This is a genomic window from Dysgonomonas termitidis (assembly GCF_054657735.1).
Genome location: NZ_BAAHYD010000003.1, coordinates 1,068,174 through 1,093,981, shown reverse-complemented (window position 1 = coordinate 1,093,981; position 25,808 = coordinate 1,068,174). Strand labels below are relative to the sequence as shown.

The following is a 25,808-nucleotide window of genomic DNA, read 5'->3' as shown; positions in this document are numbered from 1 at the left end:
AATCTTATAGATTTTTAGCCACCCGGCCCCGAATAAACATTAGTTTTCGTACTTTTGATAAGAGTTTCAAATATTGTTAGCCTTATGAACCTATTGAAATCTATAGTCTTCATTATTCTATTCATTATCTTACCTGTAAAATCATACCCGGCAAAGGACAACAATTTACAGTTCACACAAATCAGTACGAAAGACGGGCTGTCGCAAAATACTGTCCGGGCAATTCTCGAGGATAAAAAAGGTTTTATCTGGGCAGGGACTTTAGATGGCCTCAACAGGTACGATGGCTATAACCTTATTGCTTACAAACCTCAGCTTAACAATCCGAATTCACTGATAGACCATCGTATAAAAGACGTTTTTCAGGACAAGGACGGGTATTTGTGGATCAAGACATACAAGAATGAATTCAGCTGTTACAATCCGGTTTCCGATTCCTTTGTAAACTATCATTCACAGGGAAATAAAATTCACGAAAACAATGCATATTATATAAATTATTATGAAACTTCGGATGGTACTATCTGGTTGTGGGGAAATACCAACGGTTGCCTGCGAATACGCAAAACGGGAAGTGGGTTTTCCACAAAGTCATTTCTTACCGGGAAGACAACAGAGAATAAGAAAGACTGTAAATTTCTCTTCGAAGACTCCAGAGCTGCCATATGGGTTGGCGGCGAATCCGGCCTTTTCATGATATCGGGAGATAAGACAGATACTCTCTTTTACAATAAGCATTCTTTTACTAAAGCAATAGAGCTTAATAATAAAATATACTTCATTACCGAAAAGTCGGTTATCGTCGAATACGATATTAAACGAAAATCTTTTCAGGAGACGACCAATTCTTCACTTAATGACGTTTATACCGATGTGACCAGACTATCAGATAATGAACTATTGATAACAACAAAAGCGTCGGGACTTATTTCATATAATATAAGCACCGGACTTTTTGACAAACCTGTTTGGGCAAAAGATCCGCAACTCGCAGGTAGTATAGAGTTCATAATTGATAAGAATCAGGGTATCTGGATATATAATCACTCCGGTATAGTATGGTATTATAATCAAAACAGCCGGAAGGTAAAAAAGATGGAATTAATACCATCGGCTATTGCTCAGATCATCGACTTAGAGAGATATAATGTATTCATAGATTCTAAAGGTTTCATCTGGATTACGACATATGGGAATGGACTATTTTACTATAATTCTGAAACTGAGATTCTACAGAACTATAAGTATAGCGCCGACAAAAACAGTCCGGCATCGGATTATCTCCTGTCCATCACGGAAGACAGATATGGTAATATCTGGATTGGGAGCGAATATGCAGGTATCATTAAGGTTACCAAACCCAATTACGACATACAGATTGTCCGCCCTGAGATAGAGACTTCAATTGGGAAAAACAACAATGTACGCACAATATATGCCGACGCATTCGACAAAACATGGGTAGGCACAAAGAATGGCAGCTTATATGTATATGAAGACATCCTGGAAGCCGGGAGATGTATATATAAAGATATGAATCCTTATACTTTGACCGAAGACTCCAGAAAAAGAATGTGGGTAGGGACTAAAGGAAAAGGCTTATACATCATAGATCTGACCACATACAAAGAAATAGCTCACTATACGAATATAGAGACAGATACCAATTCACTCAGCTACAATACCATCTTCAATATATATAAAGACAATAAAAGCCGTATGTGGATAGGCACTTTCGGAGGAGGGATAAACCTTGCCGAAGATACACCCGGCGGTATTAAGTTCAAACGCTTCTTCTTCGACGACGGCAACCGTAGTTATATCCGGTATATATATCAGGATAGTAAAGGACGTATATGGGCGGGAAGTAGCGACGGCATCATTTTATTCAATCCGGAAGAGTTGATAAAGAATCCCAAAGCCTATAAAACGTACCGTATGAACCTGAATAAGAAAAACGGGATCAACTGTAATGATATAAAGACAATATTTGAAGACGAAGAAGGCATCATCTGGATAGGTACTGCCGGAGGCGGACTAAATAAGTTCGTTCCTGCTACCTCGGAAAATGATGAACATTTTATAGCTTATACTACGGCAAACGGTTTGTCCGGTGATTTTGTATCAGGTATCCAGGAAGACAAAGAACATAATCTGTGGATCAGCACAGAAAGTGGAATAACCAAGTTTAATAAGAATACAAACACATTCATAATCTATCAGTTTTCTGAGAAAACATACGGCAACCATTTCAATGAGAATGCAAATATCCATTACAAGAACGGCAATATGCTGTGGGGCAGCCTCGATGGATTAATCGTTTTCAATCCCGAATCGTTCGTGCCCGACCAAAATACCCCGCCAGTTACGTTAACGGACTTTTTCATTTATGATGTCAAGGTCGAGGCCGGAATAAAAGGCTCTCCCCTGAAACAATCGATAAGCTATTCCGATAGAATAAACCTAAGCTATAAGCAGAATACATTCACCATCGAATTCGCCTCCTTAGTATTAAAAGATCCGGCAAAGAACAGGTACGTCTATATGCTGGAAAACTATGACAAGCAATGGAGTGCAATAAGCCACTATAATACAGCTACCTACAAGAACCTTTCACCGGGGAAATATATATTCAAAGTAAGAGGGACAAACAGTGATGGGATATGGAATGAAGAAGTCACTCAAATTGAAATCATTATCGCACCCCCTTTCTGGAAATCATGGTATGCCTATATTATTTATGGCCTGTTAGCAGTACTCCTCTTATATATCGCGTTCAGACTTATCTATAAGTTTAATATGCTTAATAATAACGTAAAGTTAGAAAAAGAGCTGACAAACCATAAACTGCGTTTCTTTACCAATATATCCCACGAGTTCAGAACCCCGCTTACGCTGATCAGGGGGGCTGTAGAAAACCTGAATGAACAGACAGGAGTGTCTCCGCACGCGATGAAGCAGATAAACATTCTGGGTAGAAACTCCGTTATACTCACCCGGCTCATCGACCAGTTACTAGAATTCCGTAAACTACAGAACAATGTATTGACGCTCGATTTGGAAGATACCGATATCATTGAGTTCTCCAAAGACATATATTCCAATTTTCAGGAAGCCGCCAATCAGAAGAAAATAGAATACTCATTTATCAGCGATACCGGCTCATACAAGATGTTTATCGACCGCCGCAAGGTAGATAAGATACTCTATAACCTGTTATCAAACGCATTCAAGTTTACTCCTAACGGGGGGAAAATAGAACTTATGATTTCTATAGACCAGCAAAAGCAAGTATGCCTTTTCAAAGTGAAAGATAACGGTATAGGTGTCGACAAAGATAAGCAGCATATGCTGTTCAGCCGCTTCATGCAAATCAACTTTTCGTCGGCCGGAACCGGTGTAGGTCTGTCTCTGGTAAAAGAATTTGTCGATGTGCATAAAGGCAGAATCTGGTACGAGAACAATGAAGAACAAGGTTCCATATTCAATGTGGAGATATCTGTAAATAAGGAAACTTACAAAGGCGAAAATTTCATTACTCCTACTCATTCCGATATTGTCTCTAATGAAAACAAGAGCAAGATCCTGTATCCGTCAGATACTACCGAAAATATCCAATTACCGGATATAGACGATTCCACACTCTCCAATTACAAGATGCTGATAATCGATGACAACGATGATATCCGCAATTTCCTGATCGATGAATTCAGCAAATACTTTATGGTAGAAGTTGCCGAAGACGGACAAAAAGGGTTGCTGAAAGCAGTCGAAATAAACCCTGACCTTATCATCTGCGATGTGATGATGCCTGCCATGGATGGATTTGAAGTGACGCGGAGACTGAAAGAGGACTTTCAGACCTGCCATATTCCTATCATCCTGTTAACGGCACACTCGTCGATAGAGCATCAGCTGGAAGGCATTCAGAGCGGGGCGGATGCATACATAATGAAACCTTTCAGCCTTAAATACCTTGTTACCAGAGTATTTAAACTAATAGAACAACGGGAACAACTGAAAAAACGTTTCTCAAATGAGTATGTGCTCGACGGCAACCTGATCACATCTACAGACAAGGATAAGGAATTCTTCAACATGATAGATAAAATACTGGAAGAGCATCTTGCCGACACAGAGTTTTCTGTAGATAGGTTTGCCGAATTAGCCAGGCAAAGACGTACTATTTTCTACAAAAAGGTTAAAGGTATAACCGGATTTTCTCCCAACGAACTCATAAAGATAAAACGGTTGAAACGCGCGGCCGAACTGCTTTTACAGGGAGAACTCACTGTATCCGAAATATCTTACAAGGTAGGTTTTGACGATCCGTTCTATTTCAGCAAATGTTTCAAAGCCCAGTATAAATGTTCTCCGTCGAAATATGGTCAACCGATAAATCAGAAAGAGTAAATTTATAAATCCTAAAAGTTGACAAACTTGACACTTTTTACACTATTTTGTCTCTGTCACTTTCAGCCTAAAAGGAAACAGATATATCAGTAAACAGTTAGCAGTTAGCAGTCAACAGTCAATAACTCGTAAGATGTAAAACTTTGCGCCTTTGCGTGAAATCTTGTAACCCCTAACTGTTAAAGGTAATAAAGGTAAATGGCATTTGTAATCAATTGATAATAAATACATAAGCCTACTTTTTGAAAATGGCGAGTAACAATTGGGTAACAAAAATGCGGAAAATAACATTCGCCTGATGAGATTGATTATGTAAAGATACATTTGTTTTCCGATATTAGCAACAACCATTCTTTTGCTTTCCCGGACATCATCCATTTTCGTTCTTACAGTCTCAGTAACCCCACTACCAAACAAATGGAGTAAATTTCACTTTTCGGTATCCCGAAGTCCGGATAATCCGGGTTAAACGAGTTACACCTGATGCTGTCGCCTGCATCGTATATCCTTTTGATGATAAGTCCCTGCGTAGTATCCAGCACATGCACTTTGCCCCACTGTATAAACTGCGAGCCTTTTATCTTCCTGCAAGCTATTTCATCACCGCTTTCATAATGGGGGTACATGCTGTCCCCTTTGATGAACATCGTAAAGTCATATTCCGGAAATATGCTGACTACCGGGATTTGTTCGCAGTCACACATCCTGACACCATCCATCGCACAGGTCAGAGCCCCCGCCGCAGCATTCAACGGGATACGGGGACGTGTCTCCCGTTTCCCACAGATGCATTTATCTTCCCCTGCATCCGTATCTTCCTTTGACTGTCCGAGAGTCCCGGTAATCATATTTCCCTCCCCTGCCAATAGCCAGTTAGAATTAACGTCCATATATTCGCTTACCGCCCGGATCTTTGTTTTGTCAGGAACTGTCTTTCCTGTCAGCCAGTTTGTGATGGTTGTAGCGGACAAATGGCAATCCTTAGCCAGCCTGTACCGGGATATGCGCCGCATTTCCATCGCCTCATTTAACCGAAATTTAAAATCCTTCATTTATATAAAAGTTAAATTAATCTAATCATGACACAAATATAATGCTTTTAATCCAAATACAATCCACTATTGGAATATATTTGCATAATAAAAGCAAATAAACGGATATAAACAACCGTCATAAACCTTAACGGCTTCACACACCGCAAATGTAACGACAGGAGTTTATGTATCCAAATAATAACCTTATAAATATAAAGATTATGCCGTTAACAGAGAACGATTACAACTACCTCAAAGACAACTATATGTCTTACGGGGAATGCCTGCTGTGCCTGTGTATCGCGCGTTCCACGCTCCAGCAGCATATCCGCGAGGGGAAGAAGTTCAACCGTCCGGGGGATACGCTTATCCTGCCCAGTAAGAAACGTGTGTTCCTGAAGGAAGCCGTCAGCCGTGAAGTAGCCAGGGTCATGGAAGAAAACGGGATAACAGGATGAGGGCCTCTTAGATTGTATCTTAAACTATAAAAGATGGAAACAAAAGTGATATACGTTACAGGCGATGAGGTATCGAAAGGGGAAGCGGTGCATGACTTTTTCAGAATGCCGGATACAGCTATTATCAGCCGGCCTGAACTGCCGGAAGAAAGGATATTGTCCCTCTGCGGGGTAAAGGAAGCCTGTATTAAAATCCTGTCCTGTTATAACAGCGGGAATGACAAGCCGGATTATTACACTTACCTGGTATATAACAAATAAAAGGCTATGGGCGGAACATTGACAAAAGGCGGTAAAGATACGGAGATGATCATACAGGCGGATGTGATCCAGGCGGGTGATAATTGCAGTATCAATATGACGGTAAACAACTTCAACATCGATGTACAATCGCTTGTCGCCGGACAACTGGAATCGAAGGATGAGGTAATAAGGGCGCTGAGGACTGAGAATGAATTATTGCATAGCGTTATCAGGCAGTTGCAGGCATCCGGGGAATAAACAGATATACTAACAAAATCTAATCACAACAATAAGAACAATGACAATAAAAGGCGGTTATATCTTGCAGCCGCGAGCCATCAGTGAGAGCGCCATATCGAAGTCTCCCCCCTGTGTGCGCGAGACCTGGGCATACCTGCTCAGGGAAGCCAACAGTTCGGATACGGAGTATGGCGGGTACCTGGTAAAACGGGGTCAACTGTTCCGCAGTTACCGGGAGATCCGGGAGGCCCTTTCATGGACGGTTGGGGCCCGTACAGGGCGTTACAGCGAATCTCAGGTGAAGCATACCATGAACGCCCTGCGAACAGCCGGACGGATCGCCACACGAAAGTACCCACGGGGCATCCTGATAACGATCTGTAATTATGATTATTACCAGAACCCCGACAATTACGAAGGAACCACGGGCATACCGATGAAGAAAGGACGGGCGACCCACGAAAGATTGACGAATAGCCCATCCATTAACAAGAATGATAACAAGAATATAGATATAGATAAATCTATATCTTGTGTGACTGAGGAAAAATTTCCATTTGAACAAGCCTGGCGGATGTACGGCATGAAAGGCAACCGCAAAACGAGCGAAAGGAGATGGTCGAACCTGAAAAATCATTGCAGGGAAACGGCACTGGAGCATATCCCGCTTTATGTGGAGTCTACGCCTGATAAGCAGTACCGGAAGAACTTCGAGACCTATATCAGCCAGGAGGCATGGAACGATGAGGTAACCCGTTACGGCTTAATGCCGGATGACCCGTCCAAACCGAGGTTTATGTGACAGCTATGGGAACATGGAGCGATACAGGAATAGAGATACCTTTTGGCAGGACATCCGGCAAGGTAAAGACGCTTTGCCCGAAGTGCAGGGAAGGATCGAGGCGTCATAAGCTGGACAAATCGCTTTCTGTCAACCTTGATGAAGGCCTGCATTACATCCCGGCTAAAGACAGGAAGTGCAATACCCTGCAATTCCCGTATCTCCTGAATATACCGTATTTAGCGAAAGCTTACGGAACAGGAAGGAGTAAGAAAGGCTGGAGTTACAAGGAGGCTAAGGATATTTTAAAATAGGAACCCAATGCGGAATCGTATATACTATATCCTGAAAAAGCAGGGCTGTCTTGCCGGTAGTGAATACAATCCCATAAAAGGGAATATCCGCCCTTTTATGAAAAACAGTGAAAATAAGGAAAATACCATAAAATGGGGAATTCCCCACTTTACGGTAGATTTTGAAAAACAGGGGCTTAAATAATTTATGTAAATAAGCAACACTTAAAATTGAAAAAAATGGAACGGAAATTTTTAAAAACAGCGGCTCAAAAGCCTTACATGATTGACAACAACGAAGGTATAAGTTTCAGTGTACAGGTAGTAACGCCTAAAATTGGCGGGGTTCCGGCACAAAAGGAGCTCTTATTCCTGGCCGGGGATATTATACCTGATAATTTGACAAAAGACGGATCTTTGGTTATATCCGTCACGAAGGATGATGCAAGGAAACTCATTGACAGGCTTACAAGGCTTGTAGATGAATTATAACATGTATAACAGGCATAACGGATATTTTATTGGGTTGCAGCAGGATGTAATAATACCCTGCTGCAATCATCCGGTAAACGACAGGAGCTTAGTCTTGGAATAGTTTAAAATACTTCTGACAGCTTCCTTGCTTTTAGTAATTTATCAATTGCCGTATACCTGGGAGCTTGCGGGGCCAGCCCTTTCTTATCCTTATCCAGCGGTATAGGCTTAATTTTTACAGGCTCTTTTACGTGAACGATGTATTTGTTCGTATCCTGGTATTTGTCTATGGATATTATTTCGGCATAGTATGTTATAGCCGATACGGGAGAGACCTGGTAAGCAGCTATATACTTTAGCCGGTCTATCATGGAGGCGCTGACACGGATGGCATACCAGCGGTTATTACCTAAGAATTCCCTTTCGAAGCCCTCTTCCCTGGCAGCTACCACTATCGTATTTAACTCTTCCGGTTTAAGGTTGCCGGTGGCTTCTGTCACTTCCCTGATCTCGGCATTAAACGGTGTGAATTTATGTATATAATCATCATTGTGCCTGAAAGTCTGGAATTCTATTATGTCGGTGTTGAGGGTCAACTGTCCCAGTACGTTTTCGAGTTCGGGTGAGGACTGGTCTATGATGACTACCGCATACAATGGCTTCTCGAATATCAGGCTCTCCAGGAAAGCATCTATATTACGGTATCCTGCGCGGATCAGGCCCTCTTCCACCTGTTTTGCCCTTTGTTCGTTACTCATCAGGTGGTCGAGCAGGAATGATTTTATCTTGCGGCCGCTGGCTTTATACGAGATCGCAAATTTCAGGAGCTGTGAACCTATGTGTTTATAAGGGTCATGGCTTGTAGGTTTGTTATGGTTATATTCATTGTTTATTCCCTTTGTTACAGGATTAGGCTACAAAAGTAATAAAAGCAACCGGGATAGCAATTCCCAATACCGGTATATTGCTCCCTGTACAGGAGGTAAATATAGCTTTTCAGTATTGGAAGGGTATTACCTGCTGCAAAAAAGATAAGAGGGTACCGGTCGATAAACAATACAAATCAGGCAGCAACAGCCGGCAAAATACGACCTGCACACCGGATTCATTTTTGTTAAATACAAAAATAACAAAAACAAATCCTGTATAACATGCTGTATATCATATAGATAGTTGCTAACGCTTGTTTTTGGCCGTTTTTACGGTTGTAGTTGCTGTCCGGTGTTGCTTTTAGCTTGGGTGGGTTGCTTGTGGGTTGCTGCTTATAGCTGATGGAAGCAACAGGAGCAACTGACAGGCAACAGGACAGTAGAGGTCATTGGATAGTCTGTGTATTTCAATCCTGTTTTATTTGATATATACAGGAATTGGTAAAGCGGATTCAATGTAATTGTTTGGAAATCATATTTGTTAATGCTTATAATCCCTTGCTGTCCGTTACAGACAGGAGCAATTTTATTATATTATTTATCCTGGTTCTGCTACCTGTGCATAACAAGGACAAAGACAGTGATATAAGATTTTTGCAACCAATAAGCATAAAAATTAAAGAGAATATTAATAATCAGACCGAAGTTCTGTTTTATGCCGAATGAGCAATTTGCAATTCTTCAAGAGTTAATCAGAAAATGCTTTCCTTATTTTATTCTTATCCAGCTTGAAATTAAAAATACGAAACTTATACCCCAATCCCAGACTGAAAGCCTGTGCCTTTATAGCTACTTTATTGTTACCTGTACTCAGCAAGCCGGGAAATCCCCTTTGATATGCAGCGTCAATGCAAATACCATTGGCAAATTCATAGCCGAAAATAATCCCTGCGCCAACATTCCAGCGATTCAGATACTTTTTTGCATCAAGCCCATACCCCGTGTAAGGGCCTATACCTACAAAAGTTTTCCCTGAACCGCTATTGAATTGACTAACTGCGTAAAGGTGCGCTTCAATTCCACGGTAGGTGAATCTGTTCATCCCACCGGATGAATTATCACGAATATTGGAAGTCGCATAGCGGAACAGAAATTCGCCTTGCAATGCAAAGTGTTCCCCGATTTCCAGTTTATCGTAGCTTCCAAGCGTTGCACCAATGCCCGGATTACTTTCGGTATTTATCGGATGGTAATCCGATAAGGCGATATTCGCTTTGATTCCTTTATAAAAGGTCAGTTTCGTCTGAGCGCTTACAGGAGTAAATACGGTCGCCAAAATTATTAGTGAGAAAAAATATTTATTCATTCTTTTTATCAATAAATGGTTAATAAATAAGTGATTGGATTCCATCAGAATGGAAAGAATAACAACTTCATCAATAGAAAAATGAGAAACGTTATCATAATTTTTATTATTTTAATGCACATGCCAATTATATTTTATCATTGAAACAATTTATTTATTTTAGGCTGGATAAGCCAGATTCCTACAGGAAAAAGCCAGACCAGAAAAAATGTCGCTTTGCAGTCGGCAAACGTTGCAGGTTTTTGTAATTCGATGCTTTTCAATGCTTTTGCTATGAAATAAAAGCAATAAAAAGCACAGCACATTGAAATCAAGTGCAATGGCGTGGTAATAGATAACATTTTCATATCCAATGCTTCTCCTGACGAAATTTCGAGAAACAAAAAGTACATCCATATCGAAGCAAATATCTCATGAGCGGCTGATATAAAAAGAAATACCTTGAATACCGGCAACTTCAGTACAGCCGTTTCCGGGAGTTTTCTGTGAAGATTCACTCCAAGCGAATAAAGCCAGCAGAAAATCAGTGAGATAAATACAATCGTCAGGACTGAAATTACCATAACCAATCCGGAAGGAATAGCTGAAAGCATATCGGCAATCCTTACCGGATTAATCATAAAACCGAAAGATAACCGTACCAAATCGCTGTTTGTTAAAACCATTGCGATGATTACCGTTTGAAGAATTACCGGAATAACAAGTAAAACTCCGAATAACTGCCAATCTTTGAGCTTCGGGAAAATGCTCATTGTCTGTTTTTTAGTTGATACATTTTGATTCATAATTATTTATATATTTTATTTGAATGTTTGTATTAGTCAATAGAGTGTTTACTCTATTGTTGTCAAAAAAAATTATACTCTTAATATATTATAAAGTTCATTCCATAAAATTTCCATTCTGGATTTCAGCGCCTCAATATCCTTATCCAGAACATAATCCATTCGATTACCGTCTGATGCATAGATAAACAGTTTAGCGGCAGCATCGTCGGGTATATCCTGTCTTATCTCACCGTTTTTCTTTGCAATTCCTATAATTTTGACCCACGCATTCGTTTCCTGCGCCTGTATTTTTAGCAATTCTTCTTGTAGTTCGGGAAAATATCTTAATGCTTCAAACAGGAAAGAGAAAAAATTCATATTCAAATCAGATTCCGTGTTTCTGTGTAATGTATTGAAGATATTTTGGAAATTGTTCAACGCATGCCGGATAAAATTATACAAGGAATCTTTGGGGGAGTTTTCAAATGTTTGGCGTGTCAGTTTAAACATATACTGTTCCACCACTTCTTTAAAAAGTTGCTCCTTATTTTCAAAATAGTAATAGAACGTGCCATTGGAAAGACCTGTCGCATGTATTATATCTTTCAATGTTACGGCTTTATAGCTTTTTCGCATAAAGAGCAGGAAAGCCTTTTTTAATATATGTTCTTTATTATCCTTCATTTAGTTGTAGAGCAAATACTCCACAAAAGTACAACAAGTTTTTTATTCACCAAATTTTTTTGTGTTTTTTTTCAGAGCGATTTGCAAATAATATTTTTAAAACGCTGAAATACAATAATTTTAAAATTATTTGTAGTGTCTGTTTGGTATCAAAAGTATTACTTCCTTTGCAGTGAGTTGTTTGAAAACAGTGAAAAACAAAGCAGACCTTTAGGTCTGCCCTGTTTCAAAGTCATATCCGTTCCGTAATCTGCTTTTCCAAACTTTCCAGTTTGTGCGAAAGGATTTCCATATCCTGACTGATTTTCTCTTTCGTTATTTTAGCGTAAATCTGGGTTGTCTTGATATTGGTATGCCCCATCATCCGGCTGACCGTTTCTATCGGAACTCCCTGTGAGATGGTCAAAAGGGTTCCGAAAGTGTGCCTGGCAACATGCGAGGTATAACCGCCGCCAATATAAATTGGAAACCGGAAGAATACTTGAGGAAAATTTGTAAAAGAAATAAGGCTGTAATGATTCGATTACAGCCTTATTTGCTTTATTCTTAGATTCAAACCCAATCTAAACAAAAAAAGAAGTTCACAAAATCACTTCGTTAACTTCAGGGCCTTAACAAAAACTTTACAAAACTACATCCATAAAAAAGCATGCGCAGTAAAAAGTTTTACGGAAGTTTAAATTAATATGAAAAAGATATTAGGCAATAGATAGGATATGTGGAAAGGATATCGAAATCCTGATATTTCTTTATAGACGATATCCTTGTCTGGAGAATCTGATGAAGTGGGTTCTTCGTCAAATTTGATGCAGTCTTTTATCCGGTTTTAGATAGCACCACCTTGCGCCTTAACAGTTCAAATCCGGCCCGTCCGTACATTTCCCTTTTCTTATTTTTGAGTCTGTTCACATTTCCTTCCACCAAGCCATTGGTCCATGGATAACGTATAGCATTACAAATTGCATCCCTGTCCCGGATTATTCCATTGACAAAAGAATTTATATTCTTGATATTGAACTGTTTTATTTCGGTTATCCAAGTATCTAGGGCATCTTCATTATCGCCATTAATAATCTTACGGAAAGACTGGCTAATATACCGTAATTCTTGCAGTAAGCTACTGGATGTAATAATTTCCTGAGCAAACTGGCTTTCACGGTTGCGTTTGCCTGTAGCTTCGCAGACTCCCCATTCGGGATTCGATACATATATAGCCAATTTACGCGCCGATATGGCTCCAAAGCGAATTTTCATTTCGATTTGCGGACTTATAGCCTGTTGTTTAACTTTATACTTGCCGGATTTATAGTCAGGAAAACAATAACGGAACCATTGGTAAAAAGGCGCAACCTTACCACGGAAACCTTTCCGGGAAATAGACCGGAATATATCCTTGACAGTTAACCCTTTGCGGCACCCTCCTTTTATTTCATCCAGATAATCCTCATAATTATTCGTGAATGTTCTGAACCTGGGGTGTAATTCCTGTCTGGCTAAATAATACCGCACCATGTTCCGGTTGATATGTAGGGTCTTTGCAATCTGCCTTTGAGAGAATCCGGATTTACTTAAGCGATGGATCTGTTCGAACAGTTCCTGCCGGCGATGAAGAGATGGTGGCCGAATAAAATCGATATCGGTACCGGTATCCGGCATATCAGAGGGCACATTTATATTTTCCGGATGAATATCCGGCGTTCCCTTTTTATGTTCTTCAGTAAAGGTTTTCTTTATTTCCTGATAGCGCAGGAGTACTTCGTCATAAATAGTATCACTCAGATTTTTTACCAGATGGAACTTATCTGCGATCTGGGAACTTCCGGGCAAAGCATCAGTGATAGCCTTGGCATAACTGCTGGCCCTGTCTCTGGTAACATATTTGACTTGCGGATATCCTGACAGCCATTTAACGACATCGGCATAGTCTCTGGAAGCCAACAAATCGATGGGGTGTCCGGTTTTAGCGTTGACAAGGATAGTACCATAGCTCATGCCTTTACGGCTGGCCCAGTCATCTATTCCCACGACATCAGCACCCTCTTGTATGGGAATATTTAACGGGCCGACAATACGCAAACAAGTCGAAGCGCTTACCGGCAAATGAATGGCATCGGTGATATAAGCTCCTTTCCGGGCTGAGATTTCAAGTAGTATTTTTTGAAGATAAACGGTTGTCGCTAACGTTCTTCTGGCGTAAGGCAATGCATAACCGGGATATTGCTCTGAAAATATTTTTTTCCTACATCGGGTATTTTTACAACTAAACCTGCGGACCTGTAATAGAATCCGGATACTATAACCTGATGCAGGCAAATCCATCAGTTTGCGGATATAACGGGAACGTACTGTCTTACTATGTCGCCCGCACGAGGGACAAGTGCCGTGTCCCTTAGTTGAATGAGCGTAAAGATACAACAGGTTTTCTTTAATAATGGACCTTTTTATTTTTACCTGCGCTGTTTCATATAACTTGCATATCCGGATATTACATCTATCCTTATTTGCTTTTTTATTCACTATCAAAATATTGATTATCAATACCTTGAAGTTACGAATTATTATTTGGATATACCAATATTTATACATCTATTTGCTTGATAATGAATAAATTAACTAATACACCCTCTGTCCTAAAATTATTGCATCAAATTTGACGAAGAACCGGCATACTCAAGATTATCCACCTTGTCTCTAAATAGACGATTATTATAAGGGTTTGATAATTTGCAAGCAACTGCTTCGTAATAGCAGGCAATATGTAAGCAATAAAGTGGTAAAATAAAGGTACCACACCAACAAGACAAAGCAATTTGCAAGCAATAAATTAAATACCTTCGGTTGAAAAGGGTAACTTCTGTTCCGGACAGGACACTATCCTTACTTTACTTTAATATTGTCCTGTAAGAGCGCAGCATATGTCCCGGAATGAAAGCCTTATCCAAACAGGCAGTGATATTTAGCCGGAGAAAGCTTGTACAGTATTATATAAAACGATATGTTTGCAGGGAGAATATAAAAATCATGTGAAAGTTAACTGAATAGACGCAGGTTTATGGATCATGCCGGACTTTTAAAACGGATTGCCGAACTGGAAGGGCAAATAGCAGCGCTGACTGCCGAGAAAGATAAACTGCTTCATGCCTTGACCCCACCGGAACCTGCCTCCCCACCGGAAAACCCGTCCACAGGTTCACCTGTCAACAAACATAGTCCACCCAGGCAAAAAATCGAATTATTCATGTCGCTGTTCCGTGGCCGGACGGATGTTTATGCCAAACGCTATTACAACAAGAAACTGGATAAGGGGCTTTATGTGCCTGCCTGCAAAAATGAATGGGATCAGGTATTATGCAAAAAGCCGGAAATAAAATGCAGGAATTGCAAAAACAGGGTACTCCTGCCCTTAACGGACGGGGTTATCGAACGGCACCTGCGTAACAGGGATGAATCCGGGAATGGTATTATAGGCATTTACCCGCTCCTGCCGGATGAAACCTGCCGGCTCCTGGCTGTCGGAACCATAATCATAATAGAAGAACTGGCGTCCGTCCATAACGCTGCGCACAAGCCAGATATATCCCTTGACCGCCTTGTGCTTCCCATCCCGTATAACCGGTATGGTGGTCTCGTCCGATTGTAAGTAATCCGCTTCCATGACCAGTTCCTGCAGGCGGAAGTGTAAAGGCCGCAATAAATCGGCCACTTCCCTGATCCATCCGTTAACGGTCGGGGGCGGAAGGTATACCCCTACTCGCTTGAACATCTCTATCTGCCTGTTTAATGGCAGATGGTCTACATACTTACCGACTGTCAGGTCTGCCAGCAAGCAGGAGGAAGCGTAACTTTTGGCTATCGGCAGAACCGGCATCACACCGGTTTTTATCTCTTTTGTATCTTTGCGTTTTGCCGTATGGCGGATGATCCGCTTAACATAGAACTTTCCGGGTTCATGCATCAGGAGCTCAGTCACTTCTTCTCCGGGAAGCAGCGTCCATTCCCCTTCATTATAGCCTTGAGGATAGATGTGGATTTCTTCACGGGGAAACTCTGCAGGCAGGGGCTTGCGCACAGGCTGTTTCTTATTTGCCACCCGGCGGGCCGTTATAGCCGCTTTTACCGCTTTTATTTCTGTCTCGGCTTCCTGTGCCGCCTCTTCTTCTCCCGGTAGCATATCAAAGCCTTCAAAGTCAAGCCAGCGGTCCAGGGCATCAGGTTTTATAAAACGTTCGGATTTTTTTCCGTATAGTTGACGCTGGAGTTCGCATACCTGTTTCTCCAGGTTACTTATCCTTAGGTCTTTTTTGGCTATGATGGCATCTTTTTGGGACAGTTGCTTATCATAAGCATCCTTTACAGACAACGGCTCCAGCTTTTCAGATGCTATTTCTCTCAGGCGGCTGTTCTCCCGGTAAAGGTGATCACACTTTTCCATGAGTTGCTTTATGAGGTTTGTGCTGTCTGAAGGCATATGACACTAATCTTTTATGATACTAAGATAGTGATTTTTCAGCTAAATTACAATAGTTTCCAGGGGATATTTCGTTATAAATTCCACTTATCCGGACGCCATCTCTTGTGCCGTTTTACCTTACCTGTATCTATCCCCTGAACCATCAGTACAAGCTCATTCCAAAAGGTTTCCTGTGCCTTTAGCCGGTTTTGGCCCGTATCCATATCAGGAAGGTGGAAGAACCCCTGCTCCAGCTTCATGTGGTAGATAACCAAGCCGCCGCATTCCATATGTAAGATTTTCATGGAAGTACAACTCTTGTTTATGAAGATGAAGGCCTCGCCCCTTTGAACATCCATGCCCATCTGGTTAGTCACAAGGCCGCTCAGGGTGTAGAAACTTTTGCGCATGTCGCACGGATACGGGTATAAATAATACCGGTTCGATTCGTTCAGGCTGAACATGGGCTATCGGCTCTGGTTTAACAGGATAAGCGTGCGCAGCATTTCCGGGGAAACAGGCCCGTTAAGCCGGACGGTGACCCCATTGGGATAGGCTATCTCGCAAGTACTCTGGTTGGGTACCGGATCGCAGGAGCAGTGCGGGGGATTATCACGTCCGGGTAACCGTAATTGTCCCCTGTCATTTATCCTGACCGGGATAAAATCACCGTTTTTTGTTAACAGCTTCTTCCGCCATTCGTAGAACCGGTCCGTCAGTATCCCTTCATTCGAACAAAAGGCTTTCGGCGTTAAGCCGCTTTCCTGATAACGCGCATAAATCGTTTCAAACTGCGACAGCGTCCATTTCTTACTTTGCATATAATTTCTTTTTTATTGCAAAGGTAGAAACCTTTTATCCCGCTCGTTGACAGGGTTTACCGAATACTTACTTATTACGCTACTTGACAGGGTTAACCGAATACTTACTTTTATCCCGGCAACATGCACTTGGTGGAAGGCTTACTCCTCATTCACATATACATTCTGATACTTGTTCTGATACACCGGCATCCGCCAGTAGGTTTTGTCCAGATCCCTGTCGATAAGCACATACCTGTAGTTAACGATGGTATCCGCGCTGGTATACCCGACCCGGCTGGTGCGGATCAGCCGCTCATCGGGAACCGGCATGTCCGGGTTCTTCCTCAATTGCCTGAAGGCAAACTGCACCTTGCCGTAGAGGGACGCGTAAAAACAGGTATCCGCGTCGCGTAAGACGAAACGCGCCATTTCATCCATGGCATAATCATAAGGCATGTATGCCCTGATTTTACTGTTGAAATGGAAGCAGCAGGCCAGTTGGACGATAACCACCAGACCGGTTAAAACCCGCCGGTTCAGTTTACCGGTATATTTCTCAAAGGAGATACCTGCAATAAAGACGAGTATGAACCCGTAATAGGAAAAGGTACGGGAAAAAGGGATGACCGAATGTACGGTCAGCAGGAGTACCGGCGCCAACAGCCAGACAGCCGCCACGGACAACCGCCGCTTATCTTTGTTTATAACCAGCGCCAGCAGGGACAGAACCAATACGGATAGTACAACATACCACTCCACACCGGAAATATCACGCAGCGCCGTTCCCAAAAAGGGAAACAATTCCTTCAGTACCGCAAGCCTGTCTCTGGGCGTAACGTAGCCGTTATTACCTATGGATGCGAAACCCTCCAGCAGGATGACCGGACTGTAAAGCAGCAGGACGGCCGCCGAGATGAACGCGCCGGACAGCAATTGCCGTTTAAGACCCTTAGGGTAAAAAACGAGCAGTATCACATTCAGCGTAACAAAAGGGTATAAGAACGAAGACATCGCATAAAAGCCAAGGATACTGCTTACGGAAAAAAACAGCCAGTCTTTCTTCCTGTTGCCGTCGTGGATGATATTATATGCCGCGTAAAGGGCGATGATCAGAAAGAGCAGGACAAGGTAGTATCCCCTCGACGAGAAGCCGTAAAGCAGGGACATAAATACTACCGGGTACAGGCCGGTGACAAATAAGGCGGTGTTGGTTTTGTAGTAACGTTTCAGAAACGACCAGCAAACCATCCATGTCAGCAGCGATAGCAGGATAGCGGGTATCCTTACCTTCACCAGGAGGTCTGTATAAGGCAGCAGCGTGGTAAAATGCAGTATAACCGAATGCAGTATATGGTTGTTGGGTTCCGGGTAATGCAGCATGCAGTAATATAGGGGTTTGGATGCGAAGCCTATGTAGGTGGCGGCCTCGTCGAAATGTACCGGAACGGTAAGCCCGAAATAAACGGTAGCAAAAAACGGGATGGCAAGGATAAGCATATCCGTTGTCTTCACATCATTGAACAGGTTCATCAGTGCACGCCGGAAGTAAAATAGCGATCGGCGCAGGTAGAAATACACGCTGTCGCACCGCCGGACGGCCATAGCTGCCAGCGCCGCCAGCAACAGCAATACCGCCAGCAGGGCGTAATAGTCTGCCGGTGCGGGGTGGGCCTGTCCGTATCCTCCGGTTACCTTATCTATACCGGTGATGAACTGACGGAAGCAGGCATAGCCTTTATATGGCAGATAGAGCAGCGCAAAGACAAACAGGCAGCAAAGGATTGCAAAGCCTGCCTTTAAAACTGGTTTCATCTTATTGTTTTGTAGGATGGTTAATGATGGGTTATTCTTTATTTCTATTTCTAACGTAAGCTATCAGGGCCGCTATGGCTAAAAGCCATATCCCAAGCCGTTTGCCGAGGTTTTTTAGCATTTTGCGTAGCCGTATCCACGGTTTTGCTAACCTGCCCTGTAAAAGCAAATTCCCGCCCGGACGTGATGCCGGGCGGGTTTCTGCGTATTTAGTTGGCTTCGACCTTTTTTTTCTCCTGCTAAGGGTAGCCTGGCGTGGCTGTTGCACAACTCACATTTTGCTACAAATTAAAATAAAATGGAGTTTTTTATATTCATAACAGGTTGATTTTCAATATATATTTTTTCATGAACAATGTCTGTTTTCATAAAATATTAAATTTGTTTAGTTGTGCAACAGACACCTGGCGCTACCCTAAGGGTGGGGAAGGTCGGTGGGGTTTAGCCGGCTATGAGAGCGGCTGAAATAGCTCGATAACAATCTTAAAAAAGTTTCTAGAAGCGTAAGAGGTAAAACCATACAGTTTGGGGTCGGTATTTCGCGGGAAGATATGTCCAATCAGAGAAGCCGGCGCTCGTGTGAGCGGCGACGTTCCCGGCCCAAGGCGTACTGACCGTTCCACTCGCAATTGCGATATTAATGGGGTTCCCTCCCTCGCCGTAGTGGTCGGCGAACGTAGCGACGGACGCAGTGAACACTGATGGAGCAGTGACGACGGGATATATGTTGCCCGAGGACGGGGTCAGGCCGAAGGCGGGAATCCAGAAAGATAGGACAGCGGAAGCGGGGGAATTGACCAAGGCATCCATGATTTGTGGAACGGTGGCCCACTTGGCTTCAACCCAAGCCCGCTGGTCTCGCTCTCCATGGTTTGCCTCGACGAACCACTCGTACATAGGATAATCGGAGAGATCAATGGCAGCATTTGCCCAGTCGGCATAATAGGCCGGGCCAGAAGCTGGGAAACTGGTCGCGTCAGGAGTCGACGTCGAGTAAGCCAGTAAAGGCGTCGCGCCCAGGGCCCAGCCGTGGCTATCGTCGGAAGCGTCCACTTGCGTCACCAACGCCATTGCGCCGTCCACCCCCAGAGGCACTATATCCCCCACTGCAAATTTCTTCGGCACATCAATCGGCGGGTATGTAAACGCAGCCACCTGACCCACACTCAACGTGATCATCCCCTCCGGATCTACTTCCATATCGAATGTATATTGCTTACCCGGCTCGAAGGTGAAGCTTCCCCATGCTTTCTTCCACCAGTCGTATACCCGGATGTTTTTCGTTTTCGCCTGCGCTTCAGGGCCCCCCACGCTGTATTTCACTTGCACATAGAAGTCCGTGGAATTCGGTGAGGCAATTGTGCCGGTGAACGCCGTAGCCTGCGGCATCACCATCAGGCCCTGCGTTTTCCCTGTGATAGAGGTATAATCCTTTCCCACGGTATTCGATGCGCTCAGGTCAACGGTGTAGTCGTCCTGTTTGGTCGGGTCAACCTGCCAGAAGTGCTCGTTAGACCCGCTTGTATAGGTCAGGTAAGCGGCATTTTCATATTCTGGCATCTGGGCCGTAGCGTAACTTGTGTTGTACGTCGCATATGTGAATGGTGATAAGTCCGTCGGTACGCCGCTGCTGTAGTCGTCATCCGCATTGGGTGTCACCCCGGATTTAGATAACAGTACATCGGGCTCCAGTTTCCAAGTCCCGGTCGTATACAGGTTCATTAAAGTCACCTCTTCTATTTTAACCGGTACGTCGGCCTTCTTGCTCCGGGCACGGAAAAGCACCCGGCTTAGCGCATGCTTGAAGTTAACAGGTACGGTACCGGCACTCAGTTCATCGCTGACCGCTACCAGCAGGTCTTCCTGCTTTTCGGGTAGGATCGGCACCGTATAGGTTATCTCCGGTTCCAGGTCTCCCTTGAAGCCGTTGGTCACATTCACGGAGTTGGCCGGGCTGTAAGCGAAGAACCTGACTTCTCCGTTGTCCGGCCATGTCTTTTTCGGGCTGTAATCCCATGAAGTCCCGTCTTCGGAGCGTGTCACCACCACCCCGTCGAACAGGCGTTTCTGTGCGTCGTCAGTACCCGCATTCCAGATGCCCTGCAGGGTGAAGGAAGTGATATCGGCCGTTACCGTACTGGAAGCTTTGGTTACCGGGCGGTCACCCAAGGCCCGGAAGTTGATCTCATTGCCTTGTCCCTGTAAGGATTGGGCAGGATTGTCGTCGCTGCTGCAGGCGACATATACGCCCGAAGCGGCCAGCAACAGGGCGAAACCGCCCATGCGTACCACATTAATAGTTTTGGTTTTCAAAATTTTCATATTTCAACTGTTTAGTAAATAATACCGGATTACGTTTGTATCCGGCGGGTTTTCTATTTTAAATAAATATTTCAAATAACTTCATCTGCTAATTGGCTAATGCAGCCGTTAGCTTATAGCCTTTAGCCTTTAGCAGCGCAAAGCGGAAAAGAGCCATCAGCTAACAGCTAAAACATTTGCTAATTTGCTCATCTGCAAATCTGCTAATAGCCCCGTATCCGAACCGCGGGGCGTCCCTACTGTATGGGAACGTGTGTATTGTCCCAGTCACCCAGGTCGACATCGAATCCTCCGTCCCCGCCCGGCTGGCCTCCGCCACCGCCGTCAGGCACAACCAGCCTGCCATCGTTGTAGAGGATGATATCGAACCCTCCGTTCTGTTCCCGCCAGGCCGTTTGTTCTTCCCATGTGCCGCGGCCTGACGGCCCGCCCATAGCCCCCAGTATCTGGATACCTACCGAGTCTTCCCACTTACCGTACCAGTAGCCCCATGCGCCGTAATAATAGCGGTTGGCGCTGCTCAATGCTTCCACCGTAAGGCGGATGTCCGGGTTGTTGGCATCCACAGGCCCGAAGGTGCTGAATTTGCCTGTTATCCAGTCACTAGTCCAGCCCTTTAGCGGGTCGGACGAGGCCCAGTCAGGGTTTTTACGGGCGAACAATTCCTTCTGCTCCTGAGTCCAGTTACGCCCCTGTCCCCGGGTGAGCGGTGTGACCCGCGTAAACAAAACGGTGGAAGGTGTGCCTGCCAGTGTACCTGTAACCGGGAAGTACGAAGCCGACATGCCCGATATGGCCCCGCTGTTCTTTGCCATGTTCGCGGCGCCCTCCACGCCGTATATCAGGAAAGTAAACTCGCGCAGTACATTCTGCGGGTAGAAATGGAGCTTCAATGTATCGCCCGCGCTGACGGACTGCTTTTCTACAAGCTGTTCGCGCGCATCGGCATAAAAAACATAGGGGTACGCCTCGGCAACAGTCGCTTCACCGGGCACCGGATCGGCATACTGGTTGTACAGGCCTGTAGTGGGTATATTATAGGCTTCGAACTGCCCGGCGTCCCTGCCCGTAGCCCTGAAATCTATCGTTTGAGGCCTGTAGTAGTCCAGGCATATGGCTGTATAGGTGTCCTCCCTGAGTTTTTCCATACCGCCCCGGGCCGGCAGGTCGGCTGCCACTATATCCCCTGTCCGGGGATACCAGTAAATGCGCATATACTCCGGCAATGTGTTCACGGGCTTATCCTCCCAGTGTATGACGACCTGTAGCGGCACTTCCCCGCCGGATGGCGGACACGGGTCGTCCACGCTCAGTTCGCGCAGGCATCCGGTAAGCAACAGGCATAATACAATGGGTAAATGTTTTAATATGCCAATGTGCCAATTATGCGCAAAGCGGTAAAGGCAAATATGCCGGTTACCCGGTGAAGCAGGCAACTGTTGTCTCCGCCGGGCGTTGTCCCGCAACAACAGCAAATGCTTTAAACGAAAAATGCTTTCCCGGTATAACACAGATAACTGGAAGCGGAAAATAGCTTTCCTCCCGTCTGAAATTCTGATTGTCGTGTTATTAACTTTCATATTTTATTCTTCGTTTTTCACTCTTCATTCTTCATTCTTCATTCTTCACTTTCCTCTTTTTATCCCCTGTTTTTATGAGCTTCCGGTTTTCAAAATATTTGAAATACTGCGAGCCTCACGGCTCACAATATTTCTCCATACACAAACGTTACACAAACTACATGTTTTTCAATGAGCATATTTAACTCGTCTTCAATTCGGTGAATGTTGTTTGAACATTGGCAAATAGCGCGAAGCGATATATAATTCTTCTTCATTTTTAATTTTTACATTGGCACATTTTCACATCGGCATATTGCCTCGCCTACGTTTCAGCGAACGTTGTTTGGTACATTAATTTCATTTCATTTGCTAATCTGCTAATATTCGAATTTGCTAATTTTCATATCTGCTAATTCTCAAATTATCCATCCCAAAGCGGTAGACCAGCGACACCCCCGCTCCCGTAGGGCCCCAGTAATTTCTTGTCCCGGTCTTTCGTTCCGGGTAACAGTCCGTACAGCGGCTGCGGTTGTAGGCATGGTATTCCCCTGTGAAATAGCCCGCATTCACGCTGAACTCCAGGTTCAGCTTTGCAGACAGCGGCAGGGAATAGCCATATACCGCTCCCGCCGACCAGCTCCAGTGGCTCAGGTAGCCGTAACTGTCGAGGCTTTTGGTGAACAGCCGCAGGTCGTAGACACCGCCCGTGAAGTATATCCCGGCAAAGTGGCCGTTCAAGGGGCTGCCTTGCCTGTTGCCCCACCACCGCCGTACTTCGAGTCCTGCGTAATTGACCTGGTGGCTCCGGTATTTGGGGCTTTTGGTGTCCCATTTGCTGAAAGCCCCGTTGACGGCTACCGACCAGTGTCCGGCAACAGGCACCTCCACCGAGAGGTTGGGCAGCAGCGCCAGGTCGTACAGCAGGTTGGTCTTCAGTGCCAGCCGCAACGGGGCTTTGCCCCTTAGGGGCCGGTATCCGTTCCTGGCCAGGCGTACAACCGGTACGGCCGCATATACCGTATCTTTCTTTATGCGGAACGCGCTTTTTTCGATATATACCGTGTCCCTTACCAGCTTTTCGGTATAGATATAAACCGTGTCCCTTACGGGCAGGGCCGGCCGGTAGCCTTCCAGCAGGCTTTTGAGGGGGCTTGCGTTTCCCCTGTGGATATAGCTGCCGTCTTTCATCTTCAGCCGTACGGACACGTATTGCAGCAGGTTCCACATTTGCTTTTCGCTCAGGCCGCGGCCGCTCTGCTGCAAAGCCTTGTATCCCTCGTGGTCGATTCCCATCGGCATTATATCCACCGGGAAGCGTTCGGCTACGGCAAGGTGCTGCCAGCGCAGGTAGGTCCACATCGACTGGGCGCGGCGGCGCGCCAGATTGAGGTTATACGGCCGGCTGCCCGAGGGTGAACAGCCGGCGATGATCTGGATCGTATCGATGCCCGCGACCACAGACGGGATATGCAGCAGCGAGTCCAGCGCATCGAACATGAGCCGGTTGTCCTGGTAGTCCCGGAGCAGGTCGGCCTTGGCGTAGGGGAAGTAAAACACTTTAGCGGCATAAGGGTCGATACTGTTTATGGCAGCAGCAGGGGAAGCCTGCGCACGGATAACCGCGGGTGAAAGGATGGACAGCAAAACAGCTATCACAAGCAACGAATGCCGCAGGTAGGCCGGGCTTATGTCTGTTCTCTTTTTCATATTTTTGTAGTCTGTTATATCACGCTATTCCTGTCAGGCGTCGTGTAATTGGTTGGATAATTAACGGATTAGCTCCGGCGAACCGACGGCATTGCCAAATCGGCATCCGCAGGAATACGGCTGAAGCGTGTGTAAAGTGGTGGATACAGGAACACGGAAACGCCAGATCAAAGATGCCGCAAACAGCATGCTTGATTTGGCGTTTACAAATATATAGGTATATTTCAGGCGCGTGTAAGACGGACGCCCCTGTAACAAGGCTAAGGTTAGTCTCTCTCAAAAGACGGCTAACTTCCAAATTTCCAGGCGGAAAAATGAAAGCCCGCATCCAAGGAAAAACGGCGGAAAATCTGCTTAAACTGTATAGTCTTATCATAGGATTCCATTAAATATACCAGCGCCGGCCCGTATAAACAGAATGCCTCCCGGACGGAATAAGTGTAAACAAATTCAAACAAATCACCGTCGTAAGCGTAAGGATTCTGGCATCTCTGGAAGCCGGATATTGTACTAATACAAAGTAACAGGAAAAGCAGGAGATGGTAATCAAAATACTATTACCCATTTTTACCCGTTTATTGTCTATTTCACAACTATAGGTGCATATAGTTGCGATAATGTTAATTATTAACAAGTGATCATTTGTAATAAGCTTAAAAATTAGTTTCAAATACGTAACCGGTGCTTTCCGGATCATAGCACGCTATTACCTCTATACTCCTCCAGCCCGGATACTGTGTAGCCGTCCGCCGCATTGCTGTCAGATAACAGTCGGCGGGCGTACTGCCTTCCACGGTTATATCCGCGGTACGGCCCTGCGGCAGGTGCAGCCTGAATGATCTGCAAACTATGCTGTCTTCCGTTTTTTCTTTTTTCATCCTTTTTCATCTTTTTTCCATATCCCTTACCGAAAACTCCCGGTCTGCAAATAAAGCGGCCAGCCCGGTCAATTGCTTTAAGCGCAGTATTTCATCCATGTCCATCCCGATATGTTTCGATATCCATGTGCCGGATTTTCCTATGGAGATCAGTTCCCTTACGATTTCCGACATCAGGCTTATGTCATGGGTACCTCTGGCCCGGTTATGGCGTATGGTTGAAGCCATCCTTTCACTCAGTTCCCGCCTGGACTCACGTATATAAGTCACGGGAAGCCTGCCCTGTGTACTTTGGGATATCTTACGTGATTTGCGCTCAGCCTTCCTGCGGTGAAACCCGTCCACGATCCGGATGATATCCTTTTCCGGACTGCCGACAACAGGCATGGTATAGCCGTCTTCCTCGATGGAGGTAACCAGCAGGGCCATTTCCGGCGGGGCAACACTGTTCGGGTTATAGTCGTTGCCTTCTATGTTTTCCGACCTTTCCCATGCGACGAAGTCTACCGGATGGTGTTTCATCGGGCTCACCTCATGTAACATCGAGCGGACATAATTAAGGGTGTCTATTTTTTCATCCGTATCTTTCATGTCTTTTATATACCGGCATACAGATGCAGTCATTTGTTGAAAAACATGATTTTCTTCGTTT

General features: G+C 44.5%; 23 protein-coding genes and 3 pseudogenes. 10 read left to right on the top strand and 16 right to left on the bottom strand.

From position 1 onward, the window contains the following. Positions 1–84: 84 nt before the first annotated feature. Positions 85–4,413 carry a hybrid sensor histidine kinase/response regulator transcription factor gene (locus tag ACYQ3L_RS25440; RefSeq protein WP_379997717.1) on the top strand — a complete coding sequence of 1,443 codons (4,329 nt, stop codon included), beginning with the start codon at positions 85–87 and terminating at the stop codon, positions 4,411–4,413. Between the two features lie 386 nt (positions 4,414–4,799). On the opposite strand, the gene ACYQ3L_RS25435 is transcribed toward ACYQ3L_RS25440, so the two are convergent. Continuing rightward, positions 4,800–5,465, bottom strand: coding sequence for an XRE family transcriptional regulator (locus ACYQ3L_RS25435; RefSeq protein WP_459952265.1), 666 nt, complete (start codon positions 5,463–5,465; stop codon positions 4,800–4,802). Positions 5,466–5,668: 203 nt separating this feature from the next. On the opposite strand from ACYQ3L_RS25435, the gene ACYQ3L_RS25430 reads away from it, so the two are divergent. The 7 genes from ACYQ3L_RS25430 to ACYQ3L_RS25400 are packed head-to-tail and all read left to right on the top strand — an operon-like array spanning position 5,669 to position 7,954. After that, positions 5,669–5,905 carry a hypothetical protein gene (locus ACYQ3L_RS25430; protein WP_459952266.1) on the top strand — a complete coding sequence of 79 codons (237 nt, stop codon included), beginning with the start codon at positions 5,669–5,671 and terminating at the stop codon, positions 5,903–5,905. A 33-nt stretch (positions 5,906–5,938) separates the two neighbouring features. Next, positions 5,939–6,166, top strand: coding sequence for a hypothetical protein (locus ACYQ3L_RS25425; protein ID WP_459952267.1), 228 nt, complete (start codon positions 5,939–5,941; stop codon positions 6,164–6,166). 6 nt (positions 6,167–6,172) lie between these two features. Further along, positions 6,173–6,406, top strand: coding sequence for a hypothetical protein (locus tag ACYQ3L_RS25420; RefSeq protein WP_459952268.1), 234 nt, complete (start codon positions 6,173–6,175; stop codon positions 6,404–6,406). Positions 6,407–6,446: 40 nt separating this feature from the next. Further along, the gene (locus ACYQ3L_RS25415) at positions 6,447–7,190 is read left to right on the top strand and encodes a hypothetical protein (protein ID WP_459952317.1); all 744 of its coding nucleotides are present in this window, start codon (positions 6,447–6,449) and stop codon (positions 7,188–7,190) included. Beyond that, entirely contained in the window at positions 7,187–7,483 is a 297-nt protein-coding gene (locus ACYQ3L_RS25410; protein WP_380002165.1) for a hypothetical protein, read from the top strand. Before ACYQ3L_RS25415 ends, ACYQ3L_RS25410 begins: the two co-directional genes overlap by 4 nt. Positions 7,484–7,490: 7 nt before the next feature. Next, positions 7,491–7,667 carry a hypothetical protein gene (locus ACYQ3L_RS25405; protein WP_380002159.1) on the top strand — a complete coding sequence of 59 codons (177 nt, stop codon included), beginning with the start codon at positions 7,491–7,493 and terminating at the stop codon, positions 7,665–7,667. Between the two features lie 35 nt (positions 7,668–7,702). After that, positions 7,703–7,954, top strand: coding sequence for a hypothetical protein (locus ACYQ3L_RS25400; RefSeq protein WP_380002161.1), 252 nt, complete (start codon positions 7,703–7,705; stop codon positions 7,952–7,954). 104 nt (positions 7,955–8,058) lie between these two features. Here ACYQ3L_RS25400 and ACYQ3L_RS25395 read toward each other — a convergent pair whose 3' ends face one another. The 6 genes and pseudogenes from ACYQ3L_RS25395 to ACYQ3L_RS25370 all read right to left on the bottom strand — a co-directional run bounded on the left by ACYQ3L_RS25395 (position 8,059) and on the right by ACYQ3L_RS25370 (position 14,139). Further along, positions 8,059–8,694, bottom strand: coding sequence for a hypothetical protein (locus ACYQ3L_RS25395; protein WP_380002163.1), 636 nt, complete (start codon positions 8,692–8,694; stop codon positions 8,059–8,061). A gap of 859 nt (positions 8,695–9,553) precedes the next feature. Then, on the bottom strand, positions 9,554–10,171 hold the full coding sequence (locus ACYQ3L_RS25390) for an outer membrane beta-barrel protein (protein ID WP_379994403.1): 618 nt from the start codon (positions 10,169–10,171) through the stop codon (positions 9,554–9,556). A gap of 137 nt (positions 10,172–10,308) precedes the next feature. Beyond that, positions 10,309–10,956: a hypothetical protein gene (locus ACYQ3L_RS25385; RefSeq protein ID WP_379994404.1), complete on the bottom strand. Its 648-nt coding sequence runs from the start codon at positions 10,954–10,956 to the stop codon at positions 10,309–10,311. A gap of 72 nt (positions 10,957–11,028) precedes the next feature. Further along, positions 11,029–11,622, bottom strand: a complete 594-nt coding sequence (locus ACYQ3L_RS25380) for a TetR/AcrR family transcriptional regulator (RefSeq protein WP_379994405.1) — start codon at positions 11,620–11,622, stop codon at positions 11,029–11,031. A 232-nt stretch (positions 11,623–11,854) separates the two neighbouring features. Further along, a pseudogene (locus tag ACYQ3L_RS25375) lies at positions 11,855–12,064 on the bottom strand (tyrosine-type recombinase/integrase); the annotation flags it as partial. 374 nt (positions 12,065–12,438) lie between these two features. Next, a complete protein-coding gene (locus ACYQ3L_RS25370; RefSeq protein ID WP_459952512.1) occupies positions 12,439–14,139 on the bottom strand; it encodes an ISL3 family transposase in 1,701 nt (566 codons plus the stop codon). 535 nt (positions 14,140–14,674) lie between these two features. Between ACYQ3L_RS25370 and ACYQ3L_RS25365 the strand changes: the two are divergent. Beyond that, a pseudogene (locus tag ACYQ3L_RS25365) lies at positions 14,675–15,076 on the top strand (TOTE conflict system archaeo-eukaryotic primase domain-containing protein); the annotation flags it as partial. A gap of 54 nt (positions 15,077–15,130) precedes the next feature. Here ACYQ3L_RS25365 and ACYQ3L_RS25360 read toward each other — a convergent pair. The 7 genes and pseudogenes from ACYQ3L_RS25360 to ACYQ3L_RS25330 all read right to left on the bottom strand — a co-directional run. After that, positions 15,131–16,090: pseudogene (locus ACYQ3L_RS25360) on the bottom strand (IS66 family transposase); the annotation flags it as partial. A gap of 74 nt (positions 16,091–16,164) precedes the next feature. Then, positions 16,165–16,536, bottom strand: coding sequence for an IS66 family insertion sequence element accessory protein TnpB (gene tnpB, locus ACYQ3L_RS25355; RefSeq protein ID WP_459952316.1), 372 nt, complete (start codon positions 16,534–16,536; stop codon positions 16,165–16,167). A gap of 3 nt (positions 16,537–16,539) precedes the next feature. Next, positions 16,540–16,893, bottom strand: coding sequence for an IS66 family insertion sequence element accessory protein TnpA (tnpA, locus tag ACYQ3L_RS25350; RefSeq protein ID WP_459952315.1), 354 nt, complete (start codon positions 16,891–16,893; stop codon positions 16,540–16,542). A 141-nt stretch (positions 16,894–17,034) separates the two neighbouring features. Continuing rightward, positions 17,035–18,687: a hypothetical protein gene (locus ACYQ3L_RS25345; protein WP_459952511.1), complete on the bottom strand. Its 1,653-nt coding sequence runs from the start codon at positions 18,685–18,687 to the stop codon at positions 17,035–17,037. A 495-nt stretch (positions 18,688–19,182) separates the two neighbouring features. Continuing rightward, the gene (locus ACYQ3L_RS25340; protein ID WP_459952510.1) at positions 19,183–21,009 is read right to left on the bottom strand and encodes a fimbrillin family protein; all 1,827 of its coding nucleotides are present in this window, start codon (positions 21,007–21,009) and stop codon (positions 19,183–19,185) included. 236 nt (positions 21,010–21,245) lie between these two features. After that, positions 21,246–22,589, bottom strand: a complete 1,344-nt coding sequence (locus tag ACYQ3L_RS25335) for a DUF5119 domain-containing protein (protein ID WP_459952509.1) — start codon at positions 22,587–22,589, stop codon at positions 21,246–21,248. Positions 22,590–22,964: 375 nt separating this feature from the next. Beyond that, on the bottom strand, positions 22,965–23,759 hold the full coding sequence (locus ACYQ3L_RS25330; RefSeq protein WP_459952508.1) for a DUF3575 domain-containing protein: 795 nt from the start codon (positions 23,757–23,759) through the stop codon (positions 22,965–22,967). Between the two features lie 279 nt (positions 23,760–24,038). Here ACYQ3L_RS25330 and ACYQ3L_RS25325 point away from each other — a divergent pair, with 279 nt between their 5' ends. Continuing rightward, on the top strand, positions 24,039–24,200 hold the full coding sequence (locus tag ACYQ3L_RS25325) for a hypothetical protein (protein ID WP_459952507.1): 162 nt from the start codon (positions 24,039–24,041) through the stop codon (positions 24,198–24,200). 731 nt (positions 24,201–24,931) lie between these two features. Here ACYQ3L_RS25325 and ACYQ3L_RS25320 read toward each other — a convergent pair. Next, a complete protein-coding gene (locus ACYQ3L_RS25320; RefSeq protein ID WP_379994406.1) occupies positions 24,932–25,156 on the bottom strand; it encodes a hypothetical protein in 225 nt (74 codons plus the stop codon). A 6-nt stretch (positions 25,157–25,162) separates the two neighbouring features. After that, positions 25,163–25,678, bottom strand: a complete 516-nt coding sequence (locus tag ACYQ3L_RS25315) for a ParB N-terminal domain-containing protein (protein ID WP_459952547.1) — start codon at positions 25,676–25,678, stop codon at positions 25,163–25,165. Positions 25,679–25,808 lie beyond the last annotated feature (130 nt).